Genomic DNA, 22083 nt, shown 5'->3' with positions numbered 1-22083 from the left:
GATTTTTTAAGTCGAAAATGTTATAAACAGTAATCATTTTCATTATCAGCTGTTTGGCGCTAGCCCAGTGTTTATGCGGTAAACAGCTTCAAATAGCGTCTCAGGCTCAACTACAATTAGGGTTCCCCCATGGCAAGATGGATCCGTTATGGACAGCTACAAACGATTGCTAGTGGTTATCGATGAACACGATTTTAATTTTAGAGGTATCTCAAGGGCCGCCTATATGGCCAAAAAAAGTCAAGCGCATATCCTAGTCATGTTGCTTGAACATAGTCATTTTGTCTCACGCCTTGTACATACTTTTTATCGTAGTCAAGACACCCAACAAGCCAATGCCGATAATGGTGCACCAACTATCGACGCTAAACGTCAATGTTTAGTTGACTTTATCCACTCGGTTGCTCATACAGGCGTTGCAATATCATATGCATCGACATCGTGCCACGCTATTGATGATGTGTTGCAGTGTTGCCGAGATTTTCATGTTGATGCGGTTTTGATTAGTGCCTCGACTCGCAAGTTATGGCACTGGTTAGCGATTAAATCATTAGATGTGAGATTACTTAAAGAGTCACCGAAGCCTGTGGTGATAGTAAAAGATCATGCTTGGCAACCAGGCGGGCGAATTTTATCTCTGGTCGAGCCTTGCGCTGAAGGGCTGCAGCATCAATCGTTAAATGAAACGGTATTACAAACGACCGAACACTTTACCCGACTGTTAAAGGGGAATTGTCATCTGCTTGATTGCTATTATGGTGATAACCCCAGTATCTCTTTTCAGCAACCTGTCATGCCTGAAACTGATGAACAGTATCATTTGCGCCAACTGTCGCTCTATTCGAGTCGTTATCACCTGTTACCGGATCAGAGCCGGCATCATGTGCCAGCCAGTCATTTTCATGTGGCTAAAGCGCTCCCTGAAGACGCCATAGCCGTGCTGGCGAAGCAGGTGGATTCGGAGTTAGTGATTGTGGGCGATGCTGGCGAGTCTAATTTGCTCTCTAGCATGTGTGGTAATACCGCTGAGCAGGTGATCGATCGTATCGATTGCGATCTACTGGTGGTTAAACCTCGCTCGTCAGCGGTTTATCATTAGGCAAAAGAAAAGGCGCCCATCTCATAGGCGCTGGAGGTTAGTTGCTTAGCTGGTGACTATGTTAAGTATCTAGTTAAAGGTTATTTCTTAATCCAATTACCTTGAGGCGTTTGGATATATTCACCTCTATCGGCGGCGGCAATGGCCTTTTCTGCTGCCAGTTTGGCGACATCTTCGACGCTAATGCCATTTTGCGTGGCAATTTTTTGATAATGGGCTCGGCGCTTAGCATTGACCGAGTCAGCCAGTTGTTTGGCTTGGCTATTGTTAACGACCAGTCCTAAATAACCATTCACCTGCTCACCGACAAGACCTTGACTCTTGGCCTCTTGTAAGGAGATAGCGAACGCATTTAGGCTCAACAGCAATCCGGTTATGAGTATAAGTATTTGACGTTTCATGGTGATTTCCTGATCTCAAAATGGGTTAAAATAGCTCATTGTTATTGAGTAACTCATCAAGCTCTTTGTCGACCTTGATCTTGATCTCGTGCTCAATTTTAACATTAAGATTAATCACAATAGGCTTATCTGGCGGCTCGATTTTAACCGTGGGTGAACAGCCTATGGTACTTAATAGCGCGGCCGCTATGGTGGTGCTTATTAACGTCGGCAATATCTTCACTAGTGATTCCTTTTTTGTAGCGATGATCGTTTCTGGATCATTCAAGGTGAGCTCAGCTTAATCCTTTATAGATGACCATAACCTGAACATGATTGGCGCCCGCTTATTGTGCCATCGACTGTTCAATATCCTGTTGTAGGCGATCACCTATTTGTAAACTCTTGAGCAACTGCAACATATTCTCTTCTTGAGCGTAGTTCAAGTGAATAGGGCGTTCAATATCTTTAGCCTTACCTTTTACATTGACATGCAGCACGGCATCGCCATTGGCGGCCATATCAAAACGACTCGACAGCTCGCTATAGTGCAGCTCTTCGAGGGCAGAAAAGGCAAAATCCAAATAGGGCTGAGAGGCGCGCATCTGTATCACTGCAGGATTATTGCTGACTTTAATTAAGCCACCCGGAGCGCGCGCAGCCAATTTACCGCCTCTGACCGACACTTTGCCATCGACAATTTGCATCGGTAAAACACCGTCGAAAATACCGTCGGCGTAAATACCTTCTTGTGGCTGAATGGTCAGTAGCTGGGCTAAATCTAACGCCTGTAACACTAGATACGCCTCTGAGGGGTGATGTAAGTCGAGCGAAAATTTAGGCAGCAGCAAATGGCCACCTAGGGTATCGGCGCTGGCATTGATATTAATATCGGCTGTTTGAAGCAAAGCCTCTTTAGTCTCTTGGCTCGACGCGCTTTGAGAAGACCAATTAAGTTGAGTACTGGCATTGATATTATTGAGTACCACGCCAGGATTAAATGCCTGCGTCTGAAGGCTTAGGTCATTACAGTTAATGCTGCGTTTGCTAGGGCTATGTTTTATCGCACTCGCACTGAAATAACATTTGCCATCAAGGTTAAACTGTTTAAAGGGCAGTAGGTTAATGCTACCTTCGCTGATTTGAATTTTTGGTGTCAGCTGCATGGAGAAGTGGAGTTCATCAGGCTGCCATGAGAGTTGATGATGGCTGGCTAGCTGGATATCGCCAATGGTCGTAAGAGGCATGTTGAGGGCAAAACTGCTACTGAGTTGGTTGATTAGTTGCTGCAGATCGCTATTAAGCGCGAACTCACCTTGTAGCGCGACCTTATCTGGTTGTTTTGCCAGTGTCAATTGATGCTGACTGCGCATCGATAACTGTCCAGCCGTCCATTGCTCTGCTGTGCTTAGCCGATATTGGCTGGCGCTGGCTTGCCAATCGAGTTGTTGAGTCATCCCCAGCTGGGTGATCGCAAAAAGATTACGTTGCCGGCGTTTTTTCAGCTGATAATACTGCTGATTAACACTGATATTTTCAAGGCTAAGTTCAAGTTGATTGTGCCATGGTGCGTTCAGAACCAAAGCTGCCAGTGAGTGTGATGGTGCGCTCAGATTCGACTGCGCGCTCGTGTTGGCGACAGGTTTATTGTTTACAGCTGAGCTGCTCTCCTCTGTAAGGGAGGCTATGTACCCCATATCAATAGCGCCCACATCTAAGCGAGCGACGCCTATGTTGGTCGTGGTGGCAATTGTATGTTGCTCATCACTAATTTGCCGATGCGTCAGTTGCGTCCCATTAAGTTGCAGCATGAGGGGGGGGAGATATAGTTGAGTCGTTAGTTTGCCTGTGTTTTTATTATTAAGCTCCGCGTCGAGGTTAATATGTAGCGTCTCTTTACTGTTGAAAACAAGCTCGGCACTGGTCAGTGTTTGTGCTGGCAGCGCCGCAACGAGGTTACTTAACTGGGTTAGCTGTGGGTTAAGGGTTGAGATACTCAAGGGGCGCAATAACCATTGGCTTGCGCCATTAGCTAGCTTGTTGAACTGGCCACCGCTTAGTTGCAGCTCAGTGCGATGACTCGCAAGCTGGTAGTGCTCGCCAGCTTGCACGAAGGTGAATTGATTGCCACTGTTACTTATATCGATATGACCAAATTGCAGTTTAACCTCATCAGCAGTGTTAAAACTCAGTGGTTCAGTGAGCGCAAGTGTGAACTGTGTTGAGGCGACATCAAGGGACTGATGACGATAATATGGCCCGTCGATTATCAGCTGTGCCTCAGGCAGCACTGTCAAGGCAAAGCTCGATGCTACAGCCCCTGCCGACAGCGCTGTGGGGTAGGTTGCGTTGGCGCTGCCTGTTGCAGACAACGCTATGTTATCGGCGCGTAGCTGCGAATCTATCCTCGTATCACAGGGAGCAATAGGGGCTGCGTTTTCTTGCTGCGTTGAAAAACCGACACATAAGGTGGATGGGTGCGCCAGCGTCAGCTGCCAATCGGTGGTGACACTGGTTTCATCAATTTTATTCACGCTCTTGAGATGTTTTAGCTCAGTATTAAGCTGTAAATTACCCAGTAACAGCTCTGCTTGTAGGTGCTCAATGCTTAATTGTTGTGAATTAATTTGATAGTTAAGCGGACTGGCAAGTTGCAACATAAGATAAAGTGGCTGGCCAGTTAGCTCACCAAGTAGAGTGCGCAGAGATTGCTGAGAGTGCAGAGCGTCCTGATCTGGGGGAGAGGGTTGGCGGTGATTATCAGCCGAATTGTTATCCGCCACGTTGCTTTCAGACAAGGCAGTTGTACTCAATAGCCTATCGAGTGTATTGAGCAAAGGCGCGTGGGTCGTGGCCCCGCTATAGAATGCCTGACGTTGCAATGGCGATATTGCCAGCTCAAGTTGGCTTGGCGCAAGGCTCACGCTTAGGTCGCTAACTGGACCGGTGATCTCGAAGGCAATGCTATTTGATGGCAATGAGTTGCTTGGCGTCGAAACGGAGGCTGAGTCAGCACCGCCCTCAATCGGCAGCGCTTTTGGAACTAATTGCAAAGGTGAGTTAAATACTGTACCAGTCAAGCCGTTAAGTGTTAGCGAAAACGGCTCCAGTTGATGGCTGGAATCGATGCGGGCCTTGGCAATATCGAGCCGAGTCGATGAAATAAGCTGGCCGCTGATATCTATATGCTGGGTAGCTAACTGGTGTTTTAGTGCGATAAATTGGCGCAGTGGAGGCGTCTCTTGCTGCTGCGCCGGCGCCGATGCTACCCACTGGGCCATGAATGCTTGGAGGGTATCTAAGGATAAGCGAGTGTCGAACTGCCAGCTCTCGTCAGATAGTTGCGCATCGAGGCCAAACAGTAATTTATCATGATGACTTAACTGGCTGGTCACTCTTCCTTGATTATCGATATTGAGATAATCCAGACTTAGGCTCAGTTGTTCACTCGGGATCTGCTGCACACTCAGTTGCGTCTGTCCTATGGCTATTTTAGGTATTGCTACCATATCGAGCGACAGCGCTGGGCTAGTCGTCGGGGCGAGTTCTGTATTGGGATTGGAAGAAAATAGCGTGGGTGATAACAGCACCTCAATGTGCCTAATGGCCAGCGTGTCAATATTCTCGAGAGAAAAATGTGTCCATGTAACGGCATCATTGAAGGTCAATTGCAGATCGCTGATGGCGATATGACTGTCGTTGACCTGTAAATCTAACTGTGCAACATGGCCGTTGAGCACACCGTCAAGGTTAACATTGAGGGCACTGATTTGGGTGTTGGCAGGTAATAGGTAACGATTCGCTAGGCTTTGGGTGATACCACTGAGATTGGCAGCCACTAAACCGAGGGCGACAACCATTAGCAGCGCCGTGATCAGTAGCGCTGCCATTAGGCGTGATTGACTCAGTCGCTGCCGCATCTATCCCTGTCTCTTTGTCATATGGTTCGGTTGTTGCCCTTAATGTCGTTGGCTAAACATGCTGCGCCACAAATAGAGTCGTTACGATCAGTCTAGCAGTTATGTCGGGCGGGCCGTCCATTGGCGCAACATAAGCTGCTCAGTTGGCTATTTATGGCCAATGCTGTTAGTTGGCCCAGCTGATCTCAGTAGTTAAGGTATGACTGCCATAGGGGGCAAGGGTGACTTTATCTTCAAGCACATTGGCCGCTTCGAGGCATACCATGGTGAGATAATCATCATGATTAAAGCGTGCTAGGCGCTTGGATTTATCAATCCATGGGTTCCACAGAACTGCCGACTGGCTATTGCGGCGACAGACATTAATTATCCCTTGGGGCGTATGTAGCTGCTGTCGTGGGCCAAGGGCGTTATAAACCCTATCGGTTTCTTGGTTGAATATCACTTCATCTGTGGCCTGCGGATAGGGCCCTTTACCAAATTCAATGTAATGGGCGCCACTAAAGCCAGTGGCTTTAAGTTGGTGAATATCGTCAATAGGGAAATAAGTATGCAAGGCTTGGGTTAGGCTTACGGTTTCATCGCTGAGATTGGTATTGATTAAGCTGACGCTTAAGGTATCGCTTAGGGTAAACAGCAGCTCGACTTTGGTGTCATGGGGCCAGCTGATCCTGTCTTCATCATTGATGGATAAACTAAATTTAAGTTCGGCTATGTCATTGCGCAGCTGCACCGAATCGAGTGTCCAAATACGAGTGCGTGCAAAACCATGTTGCGGCCATTCTGGATGGTTGCTCATACCGAACCAAGGCCAACATACGGGAATACCACCACGAATACCATGCCCGGGCTGATAATCATCCGCGCTCGACACCCAGAGTAACGGGGGCTTGCCTTTAGGGGTGAAACGGTCGATCTGCGCGCCTTGCATAAAGATCCGCGCCTCGCACAAGGGGGTGTCGATTTCGACATAGTCGAGTCCGTTAGGGTGTTTTTTGGTGGTAACAGAAGCCATCGTCTTATCCTATTGCCTAATATTGGCCTGAGGCCGCAGAGGTATTAGCTTAACGTTTTTTTTATTTAAGGATAAGTATCGCCTTGATTTTTTTTGCTGTTTTATTATCCCCGCTCAATATTATTAGTCTTATCAGTGCTGTATTTTTAGGCTGATTTGGTTAGAGTGGGAGGACAAGAGCAAGTGCCATGTTTAGCTTGCATCTTGACGAAAATATTGACGCTCAAGTTCGATGCATAGGTTCGTAATGCTGCAATAGTGGTTGCATGAGTGGCGACGCGGCCATCTCAGTCACGTAACTGAACTTAAGCTCGGTATGACGTAATGGATGAAATAGCGATTAATAAGGATGATTCAATGCCTATCTATCAAGCTCCGCTTCGAGATTATCAATTTATATTAAGTGAGTTACTGTCGATTTATCAGCGTGGCGATCTACAAGGATTCGATGAGATTGATGCGCCATTAGTGGACGCGATTCTACAAGGGGTTGCAGACTTTACTACCGAAGTGATGTTGCCATTAAATAGCAGCGGCGATGTCGAGGGCTGCGAAATTGTCGCGGGGCAAGTACGCACCCCAACAGGTTTTAAAGCGGCCTATCAACAATATGTAGACAATGGCTGGGCTACATTGACCAGCGATCCTGATTATGGTGGCCAGGGGCTTCCCGAGTCTGTGGGGATATTTGCCACCGAAATGAACACCTCCACCAATATGGCTTTTGCCATGTACCCCGGCTTAACTCATGGGGCGTATGCGGCGATTCATGCCCACGGCAGTGAGGTGCTTAAAGCGAAATATTTAGCCAAATTGGTCAGCGGTGAATGGAGCGGCACCATGAACTTAACTGAATCCCATGCGGGAACCGATCTGGCGCTACTTCGCACCAAGGCACAAGCGATTGACGAGCAATATTATGCCATTAGCGGCGAGAAAATTTTTATCTCATCGGGCGATCATGACTTGGCCGACAACATAGTACATTTGGTCTTGGCTCGCCTGCCAGATGCACCTGCTGGGGTGAAAGGGATCTCCTTATTTGCGGTGCCGAAATATCGCGTCAATGACGATGGCAGCTTAGGCGAGCACAATGGTGTGGTCGCCAGTGCGCTGGAACATAAAATGGGCATTCATGGTAATTCAACCTGCGTGATGGTGTTTGATGAGGCCATGGGGGAACTGGTGGGCAAACCCCATCAAGGTTTACGTGCCATGTTTACCATGATGAATGAGGCGCGCCTTGGGGTGGGAGTGCAAGGCCTTGGCGTATCGGAGATTGCCTACCAAAATGCATTAGCCTATGCCAAAGAGCGGATTCAAGGTCGCGCGCTGAGCGGTGTCAAGGCACCCGAACAGGCCGCCGATCCTATCTTAGTTCATGGTGATATTCGGCGTATGTTGATGGCACAAAAGGCCTTTAATCAAGGGGCGCGAGCCTTAATGGGCCAGCAAGCACTGTGGCTCGATGAGTCCCATCGCGCTAACGATAAGTCACTGGCTGCTAATGCCAGTAAGCTGGCCGCGTTATTGACCCCAGTGGTCAAAGGCTTTGTGACCGACCAAGGGTTTAAGGCCTGTGTCGATGCCCAGCAGGTGTTTGGTGGCCATGGGTATATCCATGAGTGGGGCATGGAGCAATTTGTACGCGACAGTCGTATTGCGATGATCTATGAAGGCACTAATGGCGTGCAGGCATTGGATTTAGTTGGGCGCAAAATACTCAGCGATGGCGGTGCAGCTTTAGCCCTATGGTCTGAGATAGTGACCCGCTTTATCGATGAGCATCAAGCTAATGACGCCATGATCCCCTATATTATGCCGCTGCGCGATGCTTTGCAGGATCTGCAACAGGCCACAGGTTATATCAGTACTCATGCTGGTCACAATCCCGATATCATCGGGGCGGCGTCTATGCCCTATATGCAGATGTTTGGCATTGCCGCGTTAGCTTGGATGTGGGCGAGGATGGCGGCGGTGGCGCTCGAGCATTCCTCTCAAGAGCAGGCGTTTTATCAGGATAAACTGAAAACCGCCGCGTTTTACATGGCGTATTGGGCGGTGCAAACTCGCAGTTTGAGGGCGCAAATTGAGTCCAGTAGTGAGCTTATCTGTTCACTGACCGAGGCCGACTTCTAAGCCACCATTTTTAATGACTGCTAGATAATGATATGCCGTGGTCACGCGGCATATCAGGGGGGAATGATCACGCCTCTTTTAAAAATTGCAGTAACCGATTGTTGGCAGGCATCTCATTATCAGCCATTAAACGCATACCTGCGCGGGCGGCAAGCTCGATTATCCACTCAATGTCGCGAATACCACTGAGGGGATCGCGAGTCCTTAGCCAAGTATCAAATTCTCGATTACTGGCACTGCTGTAGGCTTGTTGATAATTAAACGGCCCGTACAGGCAGCATACTCCTCCTAGAGCTAAATGCTGCGATATCCCCTCAAACATGGCTTCTACCATGGCTTTACTCATAATATGTAAGGTATTGGCGCTAAAGAGTGCATCAAATTGTTGCGCCTTGCAGGGCCAAGGCTGCATAACATCGATAGTTAACGGCAGGGCAAGATTATCAAGGTGGGCCGCCAGGCTCACTCTAAGGCACAGCGGTGCAAGATAGGCGCCTTGATCGCTTGGTTGCCAAGTGAGATGAGGCAACTGCTCGGCAAAATAGAGTGCATGTTGTCCCGTGCCACTGCCGATTTCCAATACTTGAGTGACCTGAGCAAAACGGTGGCGTAACACAGATAAAATGGCTTGTTTATTATTTTCGCAGGCTTGGGAGTAGGGCAGTCCATCAGCTTGATTCATTGCAGCTCTTGTGTGGTGGTGTTGATGGCTCACTTTACCTTAATGGCTTTGGCTGACTCAATAAAAAAGCGCCTTGACGGCGCATTTTGACTCACTCGAAAGTGGCTATGTTAATAACCCGCCGTTTCACTACCCGCACGTCTTGGATCTGATGCGCCATAGATCCCTTCAGGAGTAACCATAATCGATTGGGTCGAGCCAATAGCATTGCCTATCGTCACTTTGTGGCCTTTGGCCTCTAGCAGCTTAATAGTGTCGTGATTGAGGCTTTTCTCAACCCTCAGCTCATCGGGCAGCCATTGATGATGGACTCGGCTGGCATAGCTGGCTTCGGCAATGTTGAGCTTATGGTCAATCACATTCATGATCACCTGTAAGGTGGTATTGATGATCCGCGAGCCCCCCGGGCTGCCAGTGACAATAAATGGTTTACCATCTTGCATCACTATGGTCGGGCTCATTGAGCTTAACGGGCGTTTGTGCCCCTCGACCGCATTAGCATCACCGCCAATTAACCCATATCCGTTAGGCACGCCGGGTTTTGCCGAAAAATCATCCATCTCATTATTAAGTAAAATCCCCGTGCCTTGAGCCACTAAACCAGAGCCGTAACTAAAATTAAGGGTGTAGGTGTTCGCGACTGCGTTCCCCCATTTATCGACCACAGAATAGTGGGTCGTTTGTGGGCTTTCATAGCCCGAGACTTTACCTGGGTTGATAAGATGACTTGGGGTCAATGTTTCTAAGGTGATGGTTTTAGAACGCTGCTTGGCATAGGACTTACTGATAAGCTCGGCCACCGGCACAGAGACAAAGTCGGGATCGCCTAAGTATTTGCTGCGATCGCTATAGGCGCGCTTCATCACCTCAGACATCACATGCAGGGTATCGGCGGTGTTATGGCCCATTTTATCAATGGGGAAGGGTTCGAGCATGTTGAGCATCTCTATGATATGCACGCCGCCCGATGATGGCGGTGGCATAGAGACCACCCGATAACCGCGATATTCGCCACTGACGGGTTCGCGCTCAACCACATGATAGTCGGCCAGATCGGCCTGAGTCATGATACCGCCAGCGTCGGTTACTGCGGCCACGATTTTTTCAGCCGTACTGCCTTGATAGAAGCCTTTACTGCCTTGCTCGGCGATAAGTGTTAGCGAGTGAGCCAGATCCTGTTGTATTAAGGTGTCGCCAATCTCAAAGTTACTGCCATCGGGTCGATAAAAAATTGCTTTCGAACTAGGCCATTGGCTAATGCGACGTTTAAGGCCTGCAAGGGAGGTGGCTAAATCTGGGGTAACGACAATGCCTTGCTTGGCTAAAGTGATGGCGGGGGCGATGACTTGTGCTAGGGTCATGGTGCCATAGTGCGTTAAGGCTAACTCCATGCCCATTACGGTGCCGGGCACGCCTACGGCGAGGCCATGTTCACGGCTGAGCTTGGCGACGGCGTCGCCTTGCGCGTTCAAAAAAATATCCTTATCGGCTTTTGCTGGCGCGACCTCGCGATAATCGATGGCAATAGTTTTATTGTCTTTGGCGATATGAACCAGCATAAAGCCTCCGCCGCCGAGGTTACCCGCGCGCGGTAGGGTAACCGCTAGGGCAAAGCCAACGGCAACGGCAGCATCGACGGCATTACCTCCTTGCTGCAAAATATCCACCCCAATTCGGGTGGCGAGCGCTTCTTGGCTGGCGACCATGCCATGCTTTGCCCATACCGGTTGGACGGTAGCGCTATTACTGTATATTGATGATTCAGCCGCGTGGCTATACTGGCCTAAGGTGAAAGGCAGTGAAAGCGATAGGGCGATAATGAGGGTGTTAAGTGGGCGCACAATTGATCCTTTGTGTCTACATTTGTCCCTCAATGTGCCGACTATTGCTGTTAAAATCAAGCCGCTGGCATTATTAATAGCAAGTCATTGCTGTCAAAAAGACGCTTATCAAGTGGCCATTAGTAAGTGATGCTTACCACAGCGCGTTGCTGCACTTAAACCATCATCATAAAGGAGTCTTGTGCCCTTGTTTACCTTCACGTGCGTCAGTCAGATAAGTCAAATAGGCCAGCGGCAGTGGGCGCAGTTAATGGGCAGTGATAACCCCTTTAGCCGCTATGAATTTTTACACGCATTAGAAAACAGTGGCTGCGTGAGTATCGAAACCGGATGGCAGCCAATGCATGTCATCGTCAAGCTGGCTCAGGATGAAGCGACTTTCGGTACTAATATTGATGCTGAAACTAACGTAGTCGCTGTCATGCCTATGTATCTTAAGACCCATTCCTATGGCGAATATGTGTTTGATTGGGCGTGGGCGCAGGCCTATGAGAGGCATCAACTCAACTACTATCCCAAACTCGTTAGTGCAGTCCCTTTTACGCCAGTGACCGGGCCGCGGCTGGCAATATCGACGCAGCTAAATGCCGCGCAGATACAGGCGTTGTTAACCCAGCTCAGTCGTTACCTTGAACAGCAGGTTGCACGTGTTGCAGGCTCTGGCTGGCATCAACTGTTTCATCCTCACGCCGAGCATCAGCGTTTGGCCAGTACCGGGTGTTTAACCCGCTTGGGCACTCAGTTTCATTGGCATAATCGTGGTTATCATGATTTTAATGAGTTTTTAGCGCAAATGAGCAGCCGCAAGCGTAAAAACATCCTCAAAGATCGACGGCAGTTACAGGATAAATCGCTGCATTTTCGGTTTGTTGAGGGGCCGCAGATCACCGGTGATGCATTGCAACATTTTGTGGCGTGTTATCAAGCGACCTATTTTAAACGCTCAGGTCATAGCGGTTATCTTAACTTAGCTTTTTTTACTCAGCTGGTGGCCACCATGGGCGCTGCGATACGCCTGTTATTGGTGAGCCAGCAAGGGGAAGGCGGTGAGTCTATGATTGCGGCGGCGCTCTATTTTGTCTCTGACAACACCCTCTATGGGCGTTATTGGGGCACCTTAGTTGAGCTCGATGGGTTGCACTTTGAGGCCTGTTACTATCAGGGGATCGAGTATGCTATTACCCATGGGCTTAAGGTGTTTGATGCGGGGGCTCAAGGCGAACATAAGGTGTTACGGGGTTTTGAACCGGTAGAAACCTATTCGGCCCATGAGATAGCCCATGGGCAATTTCGCGCCGCCATCGCCGACTTTACCCAGCAAGAACGGGCACAGGTGCAGCATTACATGACACAGCTTAAACAGGCTCTGCCTTACAAAAAAGGGCAAGAGTGAAGCGGTTTACGTTAGAGGCTGGCGTCTAACCTAGCGCCAGCCAGCAACCCACACCCACCATTAAGCTTCCGGCGATGCGGTTGAGCCACTTAATATTGTCACCCCGGCTTAAAAACAGTTTGAGGGATTTACCGCCGCTGGCATAAGCCAACATGCTAACAAATTCGGTCAACATGATGACGGATAACAGCATCATCATTTGCGGCGCAATGGCGTTATCGACATTGATAAAAGGCGGCAGTAAGGAGATCATAAAGGCCCAGCCCTTAGGGTTAGCGATGGCGGTGACAAAGCCTTGAGTAATAAGGGCGCGATTACTGATCGAGGTCGAGGTTTCTAAACGGGCGAGTTTGCCTTTGGCGCGCCACATCTGCACCCCGATAAAGGCGAGGTAGAGGCCACCGACCCATTTTAAGATCTCAAATATCTGGGGGTAATTGAGCATCATGCTGGCCACACCCATGACGGCGGCAATGGCCACGAGTGCCACGCCCACCAATTCACCTATCATCATCCACAGAGTGCGGCGTACGCCAATGCTCATGCCTAAGGTCATGGCTAAGGTCATGCACATACCTGGGGTTATCGAGACAAAGAAAAAGGTCGGTAAAAATACCGCAATAAGAATGTGTTCGGACATGGTGATAAGGACTAATCAGTGAATATAAACAGGCCGCTAGTGTAGTGATTTATCGCTTGGGTGCCAATAAAAAACCAGCCCTTGAGCTGGTTTTTATTATCCTATGAGAGCCAGTGGGCTTTAGAGCACACCGCGGCGCACTTGGTCGCGCTCAATGGATTCAAATAACGCCTTAAAGTTACCTTCACCGAAACCTAAGTTATTTTTGCGTTGAATGATCTCGATAAAAATGGGCCCAAATAGGTTTTTGGTGAAAATCTGTAATAGATAACCCTCTTCATCGCCATCGACCAGAATTTGGTGATGCTTAATACGTTCTCTGTCTTCGGTGACTTGTGGCAGCTTGTCAAAGATGGTGTCGTAGTACTCGGGGATGATGTCTAGTGTTTCAATGGAGCTGCCTTCCATCGCATCGAGCGAGGCCACTATGTCGCGGCTGCGAAAAGCCAGATGTTGTACTCCCGGGCCATCATATTCTTTTAAGTATTCATCAATTTGGTTTCTATCATCGCCTTTACCCTCATTGATTGGGATACAGAAACTGCCATCGGGTGAGCGCAGTGCATAGGAGATCAACGCCGTTTGCGAGCCTTTAATATCGAAATAACGCACCTCGGTAAAGCCAAATACCTCTTTATAGAAATTAGACCAATGCTCCATGGTGCCTTTGTAGACATTATTGGTCAGGTGGTCGACTTCGATAAAACCTTTCTCTTGGGTGATAACGGGCTCATCTAAGTCAATAAAGTCATTGGCATAAATGTTGTTTGGTTCACCAAAGGTGTCGATAAAATAGATTAGGCTGTCACCAATACCGTAAATTGCAGGATAGGGTAGATCTTTCGCAGCTTCTGTAGCGGGCTTTGCACCGCGCGCCACGGCGCCGTCAAAGGCAAATTGAGCGTCTTCCACACGCCAGCCCATTGAGCTAATAGCTGGGCCATGTTTTTTGGCAAAGGCGCATGAGAACCCTTTTTTGTCATTATTTAACAGGAAATTGATGTCATTTTGTTTGTAGTAAAAAATCTCTTTCTGCTGATGTTTTTTTAACTTAGAGAAACCAAAATCGATAAATACCTGATGCATAAACTCACTGTCAGGCGTGCAAAATTCTGTAAATTCGATACCTAATAGTCCTAGGGGATTTTGTTCGCTTGCCATGTCAATGTCCTCGTTCAATATGTTATCTCGCCGCGGTGTATTGCTCCATCGGCCTGAGTTGTGTTGGGTGTTGGCAGCTTGACTGCCGATGTGTGGTTATTGTTTTTCTTCTATCCACGAGCGGTTGTAATCTGGGCTCATACAGGTTTGTACGTGCTGGGTGAGTTGTAGTGGGGCGAACGTATCGACCATAACGGCATATTCATAGGTTTCAGTTTTGCCAATGGAGGCTTCGGTGCGTCCCGGTTGGGGCCCATGTGGTACCCCTTTTTGATGCAACGTCAGGTAACCGGCCTCAATGCCAGTTCGGCTCATGAAGTCGCCGTCGACATAATAGAGCACCTCGTCACTGTCAATATTGTTGTGGTAATAAGGTGCCGGGATCGACTGGGGATGAAAATCATAAGGGCGCGGCACAAAATTACAGATGACAAAATTATGGCCACTAAAGACTAAATGCTCAGAGGGCGGCAGGTGAATTTGCCCCACTTTTGGCGCGTAATCTTGGATGTTAAACGCCCATGGGTAAACACAGCCATCCCAGCCGACTAAGTCAAATGGGTGCCATTGCAGCTCAGTTATCTGGTAGCGCTCGCCAAATTTAGACACCAAGGGAAATGTTCCTTGCTCTACTGTGGCATCTTGCAAGGTTGGCACCCGAATATCGCGCTCGCAATAGGGCGCCGATTCGGTCAGTTGACCATATTCGTTACGAAAATGTTTGGGGACTTCCACCATGGAAAAGGACTCAATCACCAACAGGCGGACATTATCCAAATCGGTAAATTTAAGTTGATAGGTGGTGCCTCGCGGGATCACCAGATAATCCCATTTATTGACACTAATGGTGCCATATTCGCTGTAAAGCGTGCCTTGCCCTTCATGAATAAACACCACCTCGTCGGCATAGGCATTTCGATAAAACTCGTCGGTATCTTGGGTGACTTTGGCGGTATAGATCGCCACATCATGATTGAAAAAAATCTTATTACGGGCGGAAAAAAAGTGGCCTTGGCAATCCACTTGCTTCGAGTCAAGTTTGTAGTTTTGGATCAGTGGGTCTTGCCAGGTATCGCCGTGGTTTAAGTCATATGGCGCCACCGTTAATGCTTTAGTGGGCATATTATGGTGATATTTATTAGAGTAAATATTGGCAAAGCCGTGGGTAGAAAACAGCTCTTCACGATAAAGCTCACCATTGTCTTTTTTAAAGGTGATGTGACGCTTGTGTGGGATCTGCCCCTGCTTGACATAAAACGGCATAATGTTCTTCCTCAGTGCTTTACCTGCACACAGATCTTGTTGTTATTGTGGTGAACGCGTTTTTTGTGATCGAGTTATCAATTTAGTTGCTCGCATTAACAAAAAAAAGAATAATAAATAGCTTAACTCAATCCAATATTTAGATGGTTGTATTTGCTTTACGCTTTGGAAGGCTGATGAAAATTGATATTGAAGCATTTAAGGTACTCGAAGTACTGGTCGAAGAGGGCAGCTTTGCCAAGGCGGCAGAACGTTTACATAAGGCGCAATCGGCAGTGAGCTATCAGGTAAAAAAACTAGAGCAACACTTAGGTGTAAAGCTTTTTTGTCGCGATAAGTATCGAGCCGAATTAACCGCAGAAGGCAAGGTTATGTTGGCCGAGGGCCAAAGGTTGCTGCAGTATTTGGGCAATATTGAGCATTTAGCCAGCCGATTTAGTCAAGGCTGGGAGCCGACATTGGAATTGGTGGTCGATGGCTCATTACCCATGGAGCCGATAATGCGCGCGCTTAAGCAAGTGGCTGAGCAGAATATTCCCACTAAGATCCAGCTTAATGTTGAATTTTTGGGTGGGGTGCAACAGAGGTTTGAGCGTGACGCTGCCGATCTTATGCTGGTGAAGGACTATCGCTCAGGCCCTAACTATTGCCCTCAACCTTTGCCGGTCATTAACAGTTTGCTGGTGGTCTCCCGCGAGCATCCACTTGCCGCGATGCAACAAGTGGCCTTATTTGAGTTATTGCAGTATGTCGAGCTCACCATTCAAGATTCATCCCCCAGTGTGCACCACAGTGACCAATTACAGTTTGGTGGCGATAAGGTGTTTTATTTATCAGGTTTTATTATGAAGAAAAATGCGCTGCAGATGGGTTTAGGTTTTGGGTGGATGCCTGAATTTTTGATTCAAACCGAGTTGGCCTCGGGAGCATTAGTGGAAGTGGACTTTGTCGGCGCCAGCCGTTACAGCTTTACTCCGCAACTTGTCTCCACCATGGAGCGGCCTTTAGGTCGGGCTGGTAGTCTATTTACCGATTTGATTTTACAGGAGTTTGCATTGTATCAAGACTCGCTCTAATAGCTTATATCAGCAGCGACTGCTTTAATCAATTTGCCAGTGAAACTTGAGCGTCCATTAATATGACTATCACCTCTTGAGCGGCGCTAGCCTCTCGAATTATGATCTATCAGCCAGACTAATTATTAGCCGTTAAGCCATGGTACAGCTGCGTTGAATTAGCCTAGTCCCCCATTCGTTGGTATAGGTGACGTGCTTATCTCTTTTTTCGTTAGTTCAGTGCTACGCGCCACATTGTTGGTCACGTGTTCTGACATTTCGCTTTAGGAGGTCGGTATGAGTGATATTATGTCAGTACAAATCGCTGCATTATATGCAGAGTATGCTAAGCATTTTACCCAAGGAGAACACCTTGTGTGTAGCAGTAAACTGCATGACTTTACTGAGCAGTTGCAAGAGTGTGGTCTGTTACTGGAGCGATTAGACTGGAGTGATTGGTATCAAAATAGCCATCTTATCGATAGACCCGAATATATTGGTGATGCTAGTTTGCAAGAGTGTCAGTTATTGTTGACCGCTATGACGCGTCTTGAGCGCTTTAGCACAGGCTTGCTCGACAATATGCATCACCAAGGGGTGTTATTAGCTATTTTAGAGCGACTTACTCAGGTGGCAGATGGTCAACAACGCTAGTTAAATTAATTTAAACTCATTAGTTTATAGACTTCTGCTCAATTGCTTGTCGGGGCAATGACGTTTAGCAATCTGACTGTACTGATAATGAATAACGCGCAGCAACTAATTACTGCGCGTTATCACTGTGTTAACCCTTTCTATTGGCCCAGCGTTTATCTAACCAAAGTGCCGATTGTTTCATCTGGCGTTGACTCAGTTTGAGCCAACGCCTTGCCCATGGGTATTCAATACTCAATACTGCTAATCCTATAGGCAGTAGTAGCCATGCAGGGCCTGGCAGTATTATTAGCACAGCACCAAGCAATACTAAGATACCTCCTATCATGGTGATAGCTATTTTATGTAATTGGTTATCCATTAATTATTACTCCGCAAATAGTGATCAACATGTTGGTTTAAGTGGCTTTAGCTTTGATGGTTTGACCTATCGGCGTTAGGCTGAGTATGGCCAGTTTTAAATGCTGGATCCCAAATGGAATGCCAATAATACTGACAAATAAAGCCAGTGCGTGGGCCAGGTGGCCTATTGCTAACCAGAAACCAAATAATATAAACCAGATGACATTGCCTATCATACCCAGTGAACCGGTACCCAGATCCTCAACGCCTGTCAGCGATTTACGGTTGTGGCTCTCTTGACCAAAGGGCCAAAAAGCCATTTCGCCAATCACAAAGCAGGCGCGTCCAAAGGGAATGCCAATAATGCTGATAAAACAGAGTAGGCCTGCTAACCACCAGGCTAACCCCATCACCAATCCCCCTAAGATGAACCATGCAATATTGAGTAGTAAACGAATGACGGTCATTGAGCGCTCCTATTATTATTTTCACTTATGCTATCGATTTAATGCCGAGCTAAAGTGTTCAAAACATCGGTTTTTGAATATCTGTTGTTAATTAAAATGTACCTTGATGAATAGCAACTTCTGATGGTGACGATCGCCAGTACGGGCTAAGCGCCTCAATCACTCTCTGTCAGTAAGTGTTAATCATCTATAAACGCAATCAAGCGATAATCGTGCCAATACTTAAACTGCTGTTTATTATTGATTTTTAGTTTTTATTACAATCATAGATGTTTTTTTTTACTACTGTTTAGCCCATCAGGCTAACTAATAGTGGGGGACAAATCATGTTATCTAGAGTGCCGGGCGATTGAGTCCCTAAGGTACTTGAGATTGAAGTTAGTCAAGGTGTATCAGTCAGTGTAAAATGGATTTCTTTGTCTTTGAACTGCTTATGATACAACTGACTCAGACTCCTGTGCATACCCTTCATGTTGATGGGCATGATGTTTATGTCAAACGTGATGATTTGCTCCACCCGGCATTTTCTGGTAACAAGGCACGAAAATTTGCCTATTTTCTCCAGCAGGATTTCCCCGACATCTCCACTTTAGTTGGATATGGCTCCCCTCAGGCGAACTCACTTTATTCGATGTCAGCGCTGGCTAAGCTTAAGGGGTGGCAATTAGAGTTTTATGTGGATCATATAGCCAGCTATCTGCTTACGCATCCACTGGGTAATTACCGTGCAGCGCTGCAAAATGGCGCCAATATTATCGATTTAAGTCAGTGTCATGATAGGGCTGATCTCGATTGCGCCAGTTATATCGAGCAATGCGTATTACCGGGTCGTGATGATCTGTTGTTTATTCCAGAAGGTGGGCGCTGTCAGTATGCCGAGTCTGGAGTGCGGCAATTAGCACGTGAAATAATAGCGTGGAAACAGGCCCAGCAGTTAAGTGAACTCGTGGTTTTCTTACCGTCAGGGACGGGGACCACAGCCTTATTTTTACATAAGAGCTTTAGCGAACTCGATAATAGCATTCAAGTTAAAACGTGCTCAGTTGTTGGCGGTGATGATTACCTTAAGCTGCAATGGCGAATGCTTGTCGATGATGAGTCAATGTTTCCTCAAATTTTAAGCCCGAATAAGCGTTACCATTTTGGTAAGCTCTATCCCGAATTTTTTCAAGTATGGCAAAAACTTAAGCAAGCAGGGATGGAATTTGAGTTACTCTACGATCCACTGGGTTGGCTAGTATTACTGCACTATCTTGAAAATAATCCAAAGCAAAAGGTGCTCTATCTACATCAAGGTGGGTTGCTAGGGAATGAGTCTATGTTGCCGAGATATAGGCGAAAATATGGGGGTTAGCATCACTTGGCTAGGTCAGTATCTGTGAAAGTGATACAACCTAGGCCAAATGAAGTGTGCTGAGTCGTTGACGAATGATGTCAATCCTACTTGTTGCGTTAGCAACCTTCGATACGATGAGAGGAGGTGTATCGAATAGCGTGAGGTTTATTTATTGCTTGAAAGTAACCATTTCATAAACTGTAACGCTTCGGTACGTTTAGAAAAGGTTTGTCTATTTTTACCAGCTCTATCAGTAAATGCGATAGAGGTTTTATTTGATGATATAGAGGCCACTGGAAAATTAACCGTGATCTCTTGACCGTTCATATTGTACGACATTGGCCATACTCCTTTAATGATGACTGCTTGTTTAGCAGTTGAAATTTAATAATAAAAATATCCTTAGCTTTAGCGAAAGATGAATTCTAAGTTACTGAGACTATCCATTTCTTTATTACTAATCAAGTCCTTGCTGCGGGCTATCTATTTTATTCTTGTTAGACAGATCACAATATTGACTTAATTAACGCATACAGTTAACCATCATTTGATGACAAGAGTATGACGTAAGAGATGCTGCTGATTTTGTTGGATGCGAAGACGGATGGGTCGAGCTACACAAGCAAATGGGGCAGGAAGTTCAATTGATCGAGTATATCGATAAGTTAACTTTTGTCAACATATTACAATCATTATTAGCGTTTTATTTATTCATTAGGCTTATCTTCTTCGAGAATATGCCTGTTATACACCGCTATTGGTATCTGGTCTTGTGCTTTTACTAGAGTGGGCTTGATTTACCTATTGTTTTATAATGATTTATTTTATTAGTGAATGATTTCTATGTGACTGTCTGCGTTTAATGTTGCAAGTGTTACTGGAGTAACAGGGTAGTAACATTGTGGCGGCGAAAACAGTCAGCTTAATTTGTTTTAGAAGGTTAAGTGGTGAAGATGCGATCAAAAATATAGATAACATGTGAGCTTCAATGGCTTCAGGTGATTCTAAATCCGGCTATACGGGTTATAATCAACACCAAATTAAGATACACACATTTAAAAGCAGTAACGGGAAGATGTATGGCTAACGTGTTAGATTCAGTTGATCAAAGAACAAAACTGGTGGGTGAAAATCGATTAGAGCTCTTATTGTTCCGTATTAATGCCACCCAGTTGTTCGCCATTAATGTCTTCAAAGTTAAAGAGGTGGTGAAACTACCGGCCTTGAGCCATCTACCCGGTAGCCACGACAGCATTAAAGGCGTGGCCAATATCCGCGGCGTATCGATTCCAGTGATCGATTTACGTCGCGCCATTGGGTTTCAGCCGATGGCAGAGAACGTAGAGGCAAACTTAATCATTACTGAATATAACCGCAGCGTGCAAGGTTTTATGGTGGGTAAGGTTGAGCACATCATTAATATGACTTGGGGCGACATTATGCCGCCACCTAAAACCGCGGGCAGCAACAGTTATTTAACCGCTATTACTAAAATTGAGGTCGATGGTGGAACACAATTAGTGTCGATTATCGATGTAGAAAAGGTACTGGCTGAGATCATCCATTACGATATCACCCTATCGGATGGCGTGTTAGATGAGTCATTGGTTGAGAATATGGTGGGGCGCAAGATTTTAATTGCCGATGACTCCTCAACGGCAAGACGGCAAATTAAAGACACCTTAATGCCCTTGGGGATCGAAGTGATAGAGGTGTCCGACGGTTTACAGGCGCTGAAGTTGTTGCAAGCCTGGTGTGATGAAGGTATTGACGTCTACGATGAGATTTTGATGTTGATAACCGATGCTGAAATGCCTGAAATGGACGGTTACCGGCTCACCCACGAGATCCGTAATGACAAACGCATGCAAGAATTATTTATCACCCTTAATACCTCACTCAGTGGCAGTTTTAATAACGCTATGGTCGAAAAGGTGGGCTGTAATCAATTTATTTCAAAGTTCCAGCCGGATTTATTGGTCGGAGTGGTGCAAGAGCGTCTCAGGCAGTTAGTCGAGGCTTAAACTTGAGTTTCTTGGCTGGCGATGTCAGCCAAGATTTGCCGTTTGACGGCTTTAGTACTAACGATATTAAGGCGGCAGACTCTTACCGCGTAGGCAAAACGATCTCGCCCTACGAGCGTTATAATATCATGTAAAAAGTGGCGGTCTAACCCCAGCATCTGGCTGTAGTGCTCTACAGCATTAGCAATACTGCGATACTGAGCCCCATCAAATTCAAACGCCAGTTGATAATCTTGATTGTCAATCAGCACTCCATTGATGCTCAGTGGCCAAGGCGCAACACTTACACGGGTTTTAGCCACTTGATACATAAACCAAGCACTCTTTTTAAACCCCTCAAACACCTTACACGAAAACTCTGACTCGGCGAGTTCTTGCTCTGTCCAGTTTTCACCAATGGCTAAATGTTTAGCATAAATGCGCATTAATTCATCTTTAACTGCCATATGGCAATCCCAAATAGAGGTTAATGGCGAGCGTTTGGCAATGCTGAGGCACTCTTTACAGCAGGGGACGGCTAATGAGGGATGGGGAGTGTAAGACTGTGCTTCATAATGCAGCACGCAATCGCAAGGTTCACTGCAAAACCAACAGGTGTGACGTTGCTCAAATGGAATATCGATTAACGGGATATCAGCAGACAAGGGAAGTTTCCTCGGCTGCTGACATCAC

Annotated in this window: 20 protein-coding genes; 7 read left to right on the top strand and 13 right to left on the bottom strand. The window is 46.8% G+C overall.

The window, feature by feature from the left end; all coding sequences use genetic code 11:
• Positions 1-148: 148 nt before the first annotated feature.
• Positions 149-1099, top strand: a complete 951-nt coding sequence (locus AC5YB1_RS11120) for a universal stress protein (protein ID WP_494519222.1) — start codon at positions 149-151, stop codon at positions 1097-1099.
• 80 nt (positions 1100-1179) lie between these two features.
• On the opposite strand, the gene AC5YB1_RS11115 is transcribed toward AC5YB1_RS11120, so the two are convergent.
• From AC5YB1_RS11115 to AC5YB1_RS11100, 4 genes are all read right to left on the bottom strand, one after another.
• Positions 1180-1500 carry a YdbL family probable chaperone protein gene (locus AC5YB1_RS11115; RefSeq protein ID WP_494519221.1) on the bottom strand — a complete coding sequence of 107 codons (321 nt, stop codon included), beginning with the start codon at positions 1498-1500 and terminating at the stop codon, positions 1180-1182.
• Positions 1501-1525: 25 nt separating this feature from the next.
• Positions 1526-1717 (bottom strand): YnbE family lipoprotein, encoded by a 192-nt coding sequence (locus tag AC5YB1_RS11110; protein WP_494521626.1) that lies wholly within the window; start codon positions 1715-1717, stop codon positions 1526-1528.
• A gap of 109 nt (positions 1718-1826) precedes the next feature.
• Positions 1827-5399, bottom strand: a complete 3573-nt coding sequence (locus AC5YB1_RS11105) for an intermembrane phospholipid transport YdbH family protein (RefSeq protein ID WP_494519220.1) — start codon at positions 5397-5399, stop codon at positions 1827-1829.
• A 166-nt stretch (positions 5400-5565) separates the two neighbouring features.
• Entirely contained in the window at positions 5566-6414 is an 849-nt protein-coding gene (locus AC5YB1_RS11100; protein ID WP_494519219.1) for a D-hexose-6-phosphate mutarotase, read from the bottom strand.
• 357 nt (positions 6415-6771) lie between these two features.
• On the opposite strand from AC5YB1_RS11100, the gene AC5YB1_RS11095 reads away from it, so the two are divergent.
• Positions 6772-8553, top strand: coding sequence for an acyl-CoA dehydrogenase C-terminal domain-containing protein (locus tag AC5YB1_RS11095; RefSeq protein ID WP_494519218.1), 1782 nt, complete (start codon positions 6772-6774; stop codon positions 8551-8553).
• A gap of 67 nt (positions 8554-8620) precedes the next feature.
• Here AC5YB1_RS11095 and AC5YB1_RS11090 read toward each other — a convergent pair whose 3' ends face one another.
• Both AC5YB1_RS11090 and ggt read right to left on the bottom strand, forming a co-directional pair.
• Positions 8621-9235: a DUF938 domain-containing protein gene (locus AC5YB1_RS11090; protein ID WP_494519217.1), complete on the bottom strand. Its 615-nt coding sequence runs from the start codon at positions 9233-9235 to the stop codon at positions 8621-8623.
• Between the two features lie 110 nt (positions 9236-9345).
• The gene (gene ggt, locus AC5YB1_RS11085; RefSeq protein WP_494519216.1) at positions 9346-11076 is read right to left on the bottom strand and encodes a gamma-glutamyltransferase; all 1731 of its coding nucleotides are present in this window, start codon (positions 11074-11076) and stop codon (positions 9346-9348) included.
• A gap of 181 nt (positions 11077-11257) precedes the next feature.
• On the opposite strand from ggt, the gene AC5YB1_RS11080 reads away from it, so the two are divergent.
• Entirely contained in the window at positions 11258-12469 is a 1212-nt protein-coding gene (locus AC5YB1_RS11080) for a GNAT family N-acetyltransferase (RefSeq protein WP_494519215.1), read from the top strand.
• A 25-nt stretch (positions 12470-12494) separates the two neighbouring features.
• Here AC5YB1_RS11080 and AC5YB1_RS11075 read toward each other — a convergent pair whose 3' ends face one another.
• From AC5YB1_RS11075 to AC5YB1_RS11065, 3 genes are all read right to left on the bottom strand, one after another.
• On the bottom strand, positions 12495-13109 hold the full coding sequence (locus AC5YB1_RS11075; protein WP_110458000.1) for a LysE family translocator: 615 nt from the start codon (positions 13107-13109) through the stop codon (positions 12495-12497).
• A 120-nt stretch (positions 13110-13229) separates the two neighbouring features.
• A complete protein-coding gene (gene hppD, locus AC5YB1_RS11070; protein ID WP_494519214.1) occupies positions 13230-14270 on the bottom strand; it encodes a 4-hydroxyphenylpyruvate dioxygenase in 1041 nt (346 codons plus the stop codon).
• 96 nt (positions 14271-14366) lie between these two features.
• On the bottom strand, positions 14367-15533 hold the full coding sequence (locus tag AC5YB1_RS11065; protein ID WP_494519213.1) for a homogentisate 1,2-dioxygenase: 1167 nt from the start codon (positions 15531-15533) through the stop codon (positions 14367-14369).
• 176 nt (positions 15534-15709) lie between these two features.
• On the opposite strand from AC5YB1_RS11065, the gene AC5YB1_RS11060 reads away from it, so the two are divergent.
• Positions 15710-16609, top strand: a complete 900-nt coding sequence (locus AC5YB1_RS11060; RefSeq protein ID WP_494519212.1) for a LysR family transcriptional regulator — start codon at positions 15710-15712, stop codon at positions 16607-16609.
• A 276-nt stretch (positions 16610-16885) separates the two neighbouring features.
• A complete protein-coding gene (locus AC5YB1_RS11055) occupies positions 16886-17242 on the top strand; it encodes a DUF6508 domain-containing protein (protein WP_494519211.1) in 357 nt (118 codons plus the stop codon).
• Between the two features lie 130 nt (positions 17243-17372).
• Here AC5YB1_RS11055 and AC5YB1_RS11050 read toward each other — a convergent pair whose 3' ends face one another.
• Positions 17373-17603: a PGPGW domain-containing protein gene (locus AC5YB1_RS11050; RefSeq protein ID WP_494519210.1), complete on the bottom strand. Its 231-nt coding sequence runs from the start codon at positions 17601-17603 to the stop codon at positions 17373-17375.
• 37 nt (positions 17604-17640) lie between these two features.
• Positions 17641-18051 (bottom strand): YccF domain-containing protein, encoded by a 411-nt coding sequence (locus tag AC5YB1_RS11045; protein ID WP_494519209.1) that lies wholly within the window; start codon positions 18049-18051, stop codon positions 17641-17643.
• A 433-nt stretch (positions 18052-18484) separates the two neighbouring features.
• On the opposite strand from AC5YB1_RS11045, the gene AC5YB1_RS11040 reads away from it, so the two are divergent.
• Complete coding sequence (locus AC5YB1_RS11040) at positions 18485-19405, top strand: pyridoxal-phosphate dependent enzyme (RefSeq protein WP_494519208.1); 921 nt, start codon at positions 18485-18487, stop codon at positions 19403-19405.
• Positions 19406-19552: 147 nt separating this feature from the next.
• On the opposite strand, the gene AC5YB1_RS11035 is transcribed toward AC5YB1_RS11040, so the two are convergent.
• Positions 19553-19726, bottom strand: coding sequence for a hypothetical protein (locus AC5YB1_RS11035; RefSeq protein WP_494519207.1), 174 nt, complete (start codon positions 19724-19726; stop codon positions 19553-19555).
• Between the two features lie 740 nt (positions 19727-20466).
• Between AC5YB1_RS11035 and AC5YB1_RS11030 the strand changes: the two genes are divergently transcribed.
• On the top strand, positions 20467-21411 hold the full coding sequence (locus AC5YB1_RS11030) for a chemotaxis protein CheV (RefSeq protein ID WP_494519206.1): 945 nt from the start codon (positions 20467-20469) through the stop codon (positions 21409-21411).
• Here the strand turns inward: AC5YB1_RS11030 and AC5YB1_RS11025 are convergent.
• A complete protein-coding gene (locus tag AC5YB1_RS11025) occupies positions 21408-22055 on the bottom strand; it encodes a hypothetical protein (protein WP_494519205.1) in 648 nt (215 codons plus the stop codon). The two genes, AC5YB1_RS11030 and AC5YB1_RS11025, sit on opposite strands and share 4 nt — an antisense overlap.
• Between the last annotated feature and the right edge of the window lie 28 nt (positions 22056-22083).

This window comes from Shewanella sp. 433, assembly GCF_059338565.1.
This window is presented reverse-complemented; position numbering and strand designations above follow the sequence as displayed.

What these genes read in the sequence shown, in the direction of transcription:
- AC5YB1_RS11115 (WP_494519221.1), bottom strand. Translation starts at nt 1,500, where the DNA reads ATGAAACGTCAAATACTTATACTCATAACCGGATTGCTGTTGAGCCTA.
- AC5YB1_RS11100 (WP_494519219.1), bottom strand. Translation starts at nt 6,414, where the DNA reads ATGGCTTCTGTTACCACCAAAAAACACCCTAACGGACTCGACTATGTC.
- AC5YB1_RS11050 (WP_494519210.1), bottom strand. Translation starts at nt 17,603, where the DNA reads ATGGATAACCAATTACATAAAATAGCTATCACCATGATAGGAGGTATC.
- AC5YB1_RS11065 (WP_494519213.1), bottom strand. Translation starts at nt 15,533, where the DNA reads ATGCCGTTTTATGTCAAGCAGGGGCAGATCCCACACAAGCGTCACATC.
- AC5YB1_RS11075 (WP_110458000.1), bottom strand. Translation starts at nt 13,109, where the DNA reads ATGTCCGAACACATTCTTATTGCGGTATTTTTACCGACCTTTTTCTTT.
- AC5YB1_RS11105 (WP_494519220.1), bottom strand. Translation starts at nt 5,399, where the DNA reads ATGCGGCAGCGACTGAGTCAATCACGCCTAATGGCAGCGCTACTGATC.
- AC5YB1_RS11040 (WP_494519208.1), top strand. Translation starts at nt 18,485, where the DNA reads ATGATACAACTGACTCAGACTCCTGTGCATACCCTTCATGTTGATGGG.
- AC5YB1_RS11090 (WP_494519217.1), bottom strand. Translation starts at nt 9,235, where the DNA reads ATGAATCAAGCTGATGGACTGCCCTACTCCCAAGCCTGCGAAAATAAT.
- AC5YB1_RS11120 (WP_494519222.1), top strand. Translation starts at nt 149, where the DNA reads ATGGACAGCTACAAACGATTGCTAGTGGTTATCGATGAACACGATTTT.
- AC5YB1_RS11055 (WP_494519211.1), top strand. Translation starts at nt 16,886, where the DNA reads ATGAGTGATATTATGTCAGTACAAATCGCTGCATTATATGCAGAGTAT.
- hppD (WP_494519214.1), bottom strand. Translation starts at nt 14,270, where the DNA reads ATGGCAAGCGAACAAAATCCCCTAGGACTATTAGGTATCGAATTTACA.
- AC5YB1_RS11045 (WP_494519209.1), bottom strand. Translation starts at nt 18,051, where the DNA reads ATGACCGTCATTCGTTTACTACTCAATATTGCATGGTTCATCTTAGGG.
- AC5YB1_RS11095 (WP_494519218.1), top strand. Translation starts at nt 6,772, where the DNA reads ATGCCTATCTATCAAGCTCCGCTTCGAGATTATCAATTTATATTAAGT.
- AC5YB1_RS11030 (WP_494519206.1), top strand. Translation starts at nt 20,467, where the DNA reads ATGGCTAACGTGTTAGATTCAGTTGATCAAAGAACAAAACTGGTGGGT.
- AC5YB1_RS11060 (WP_494519212.1), top strand. Translation starts at nt 15,710, where the DNA reads ATGAAAATTGATATTGAAGCATTTAAGGTACTCGAAGTACTGGTCGAA.
- AC5YB1_RS11035 (WP_494519207.1), bottom strand. Translation starts at nt 19,726, where the DNA reads ATGTCGTACAATATGAACGGTCAAGAGATCACGGTTAATTTTCCAGTG.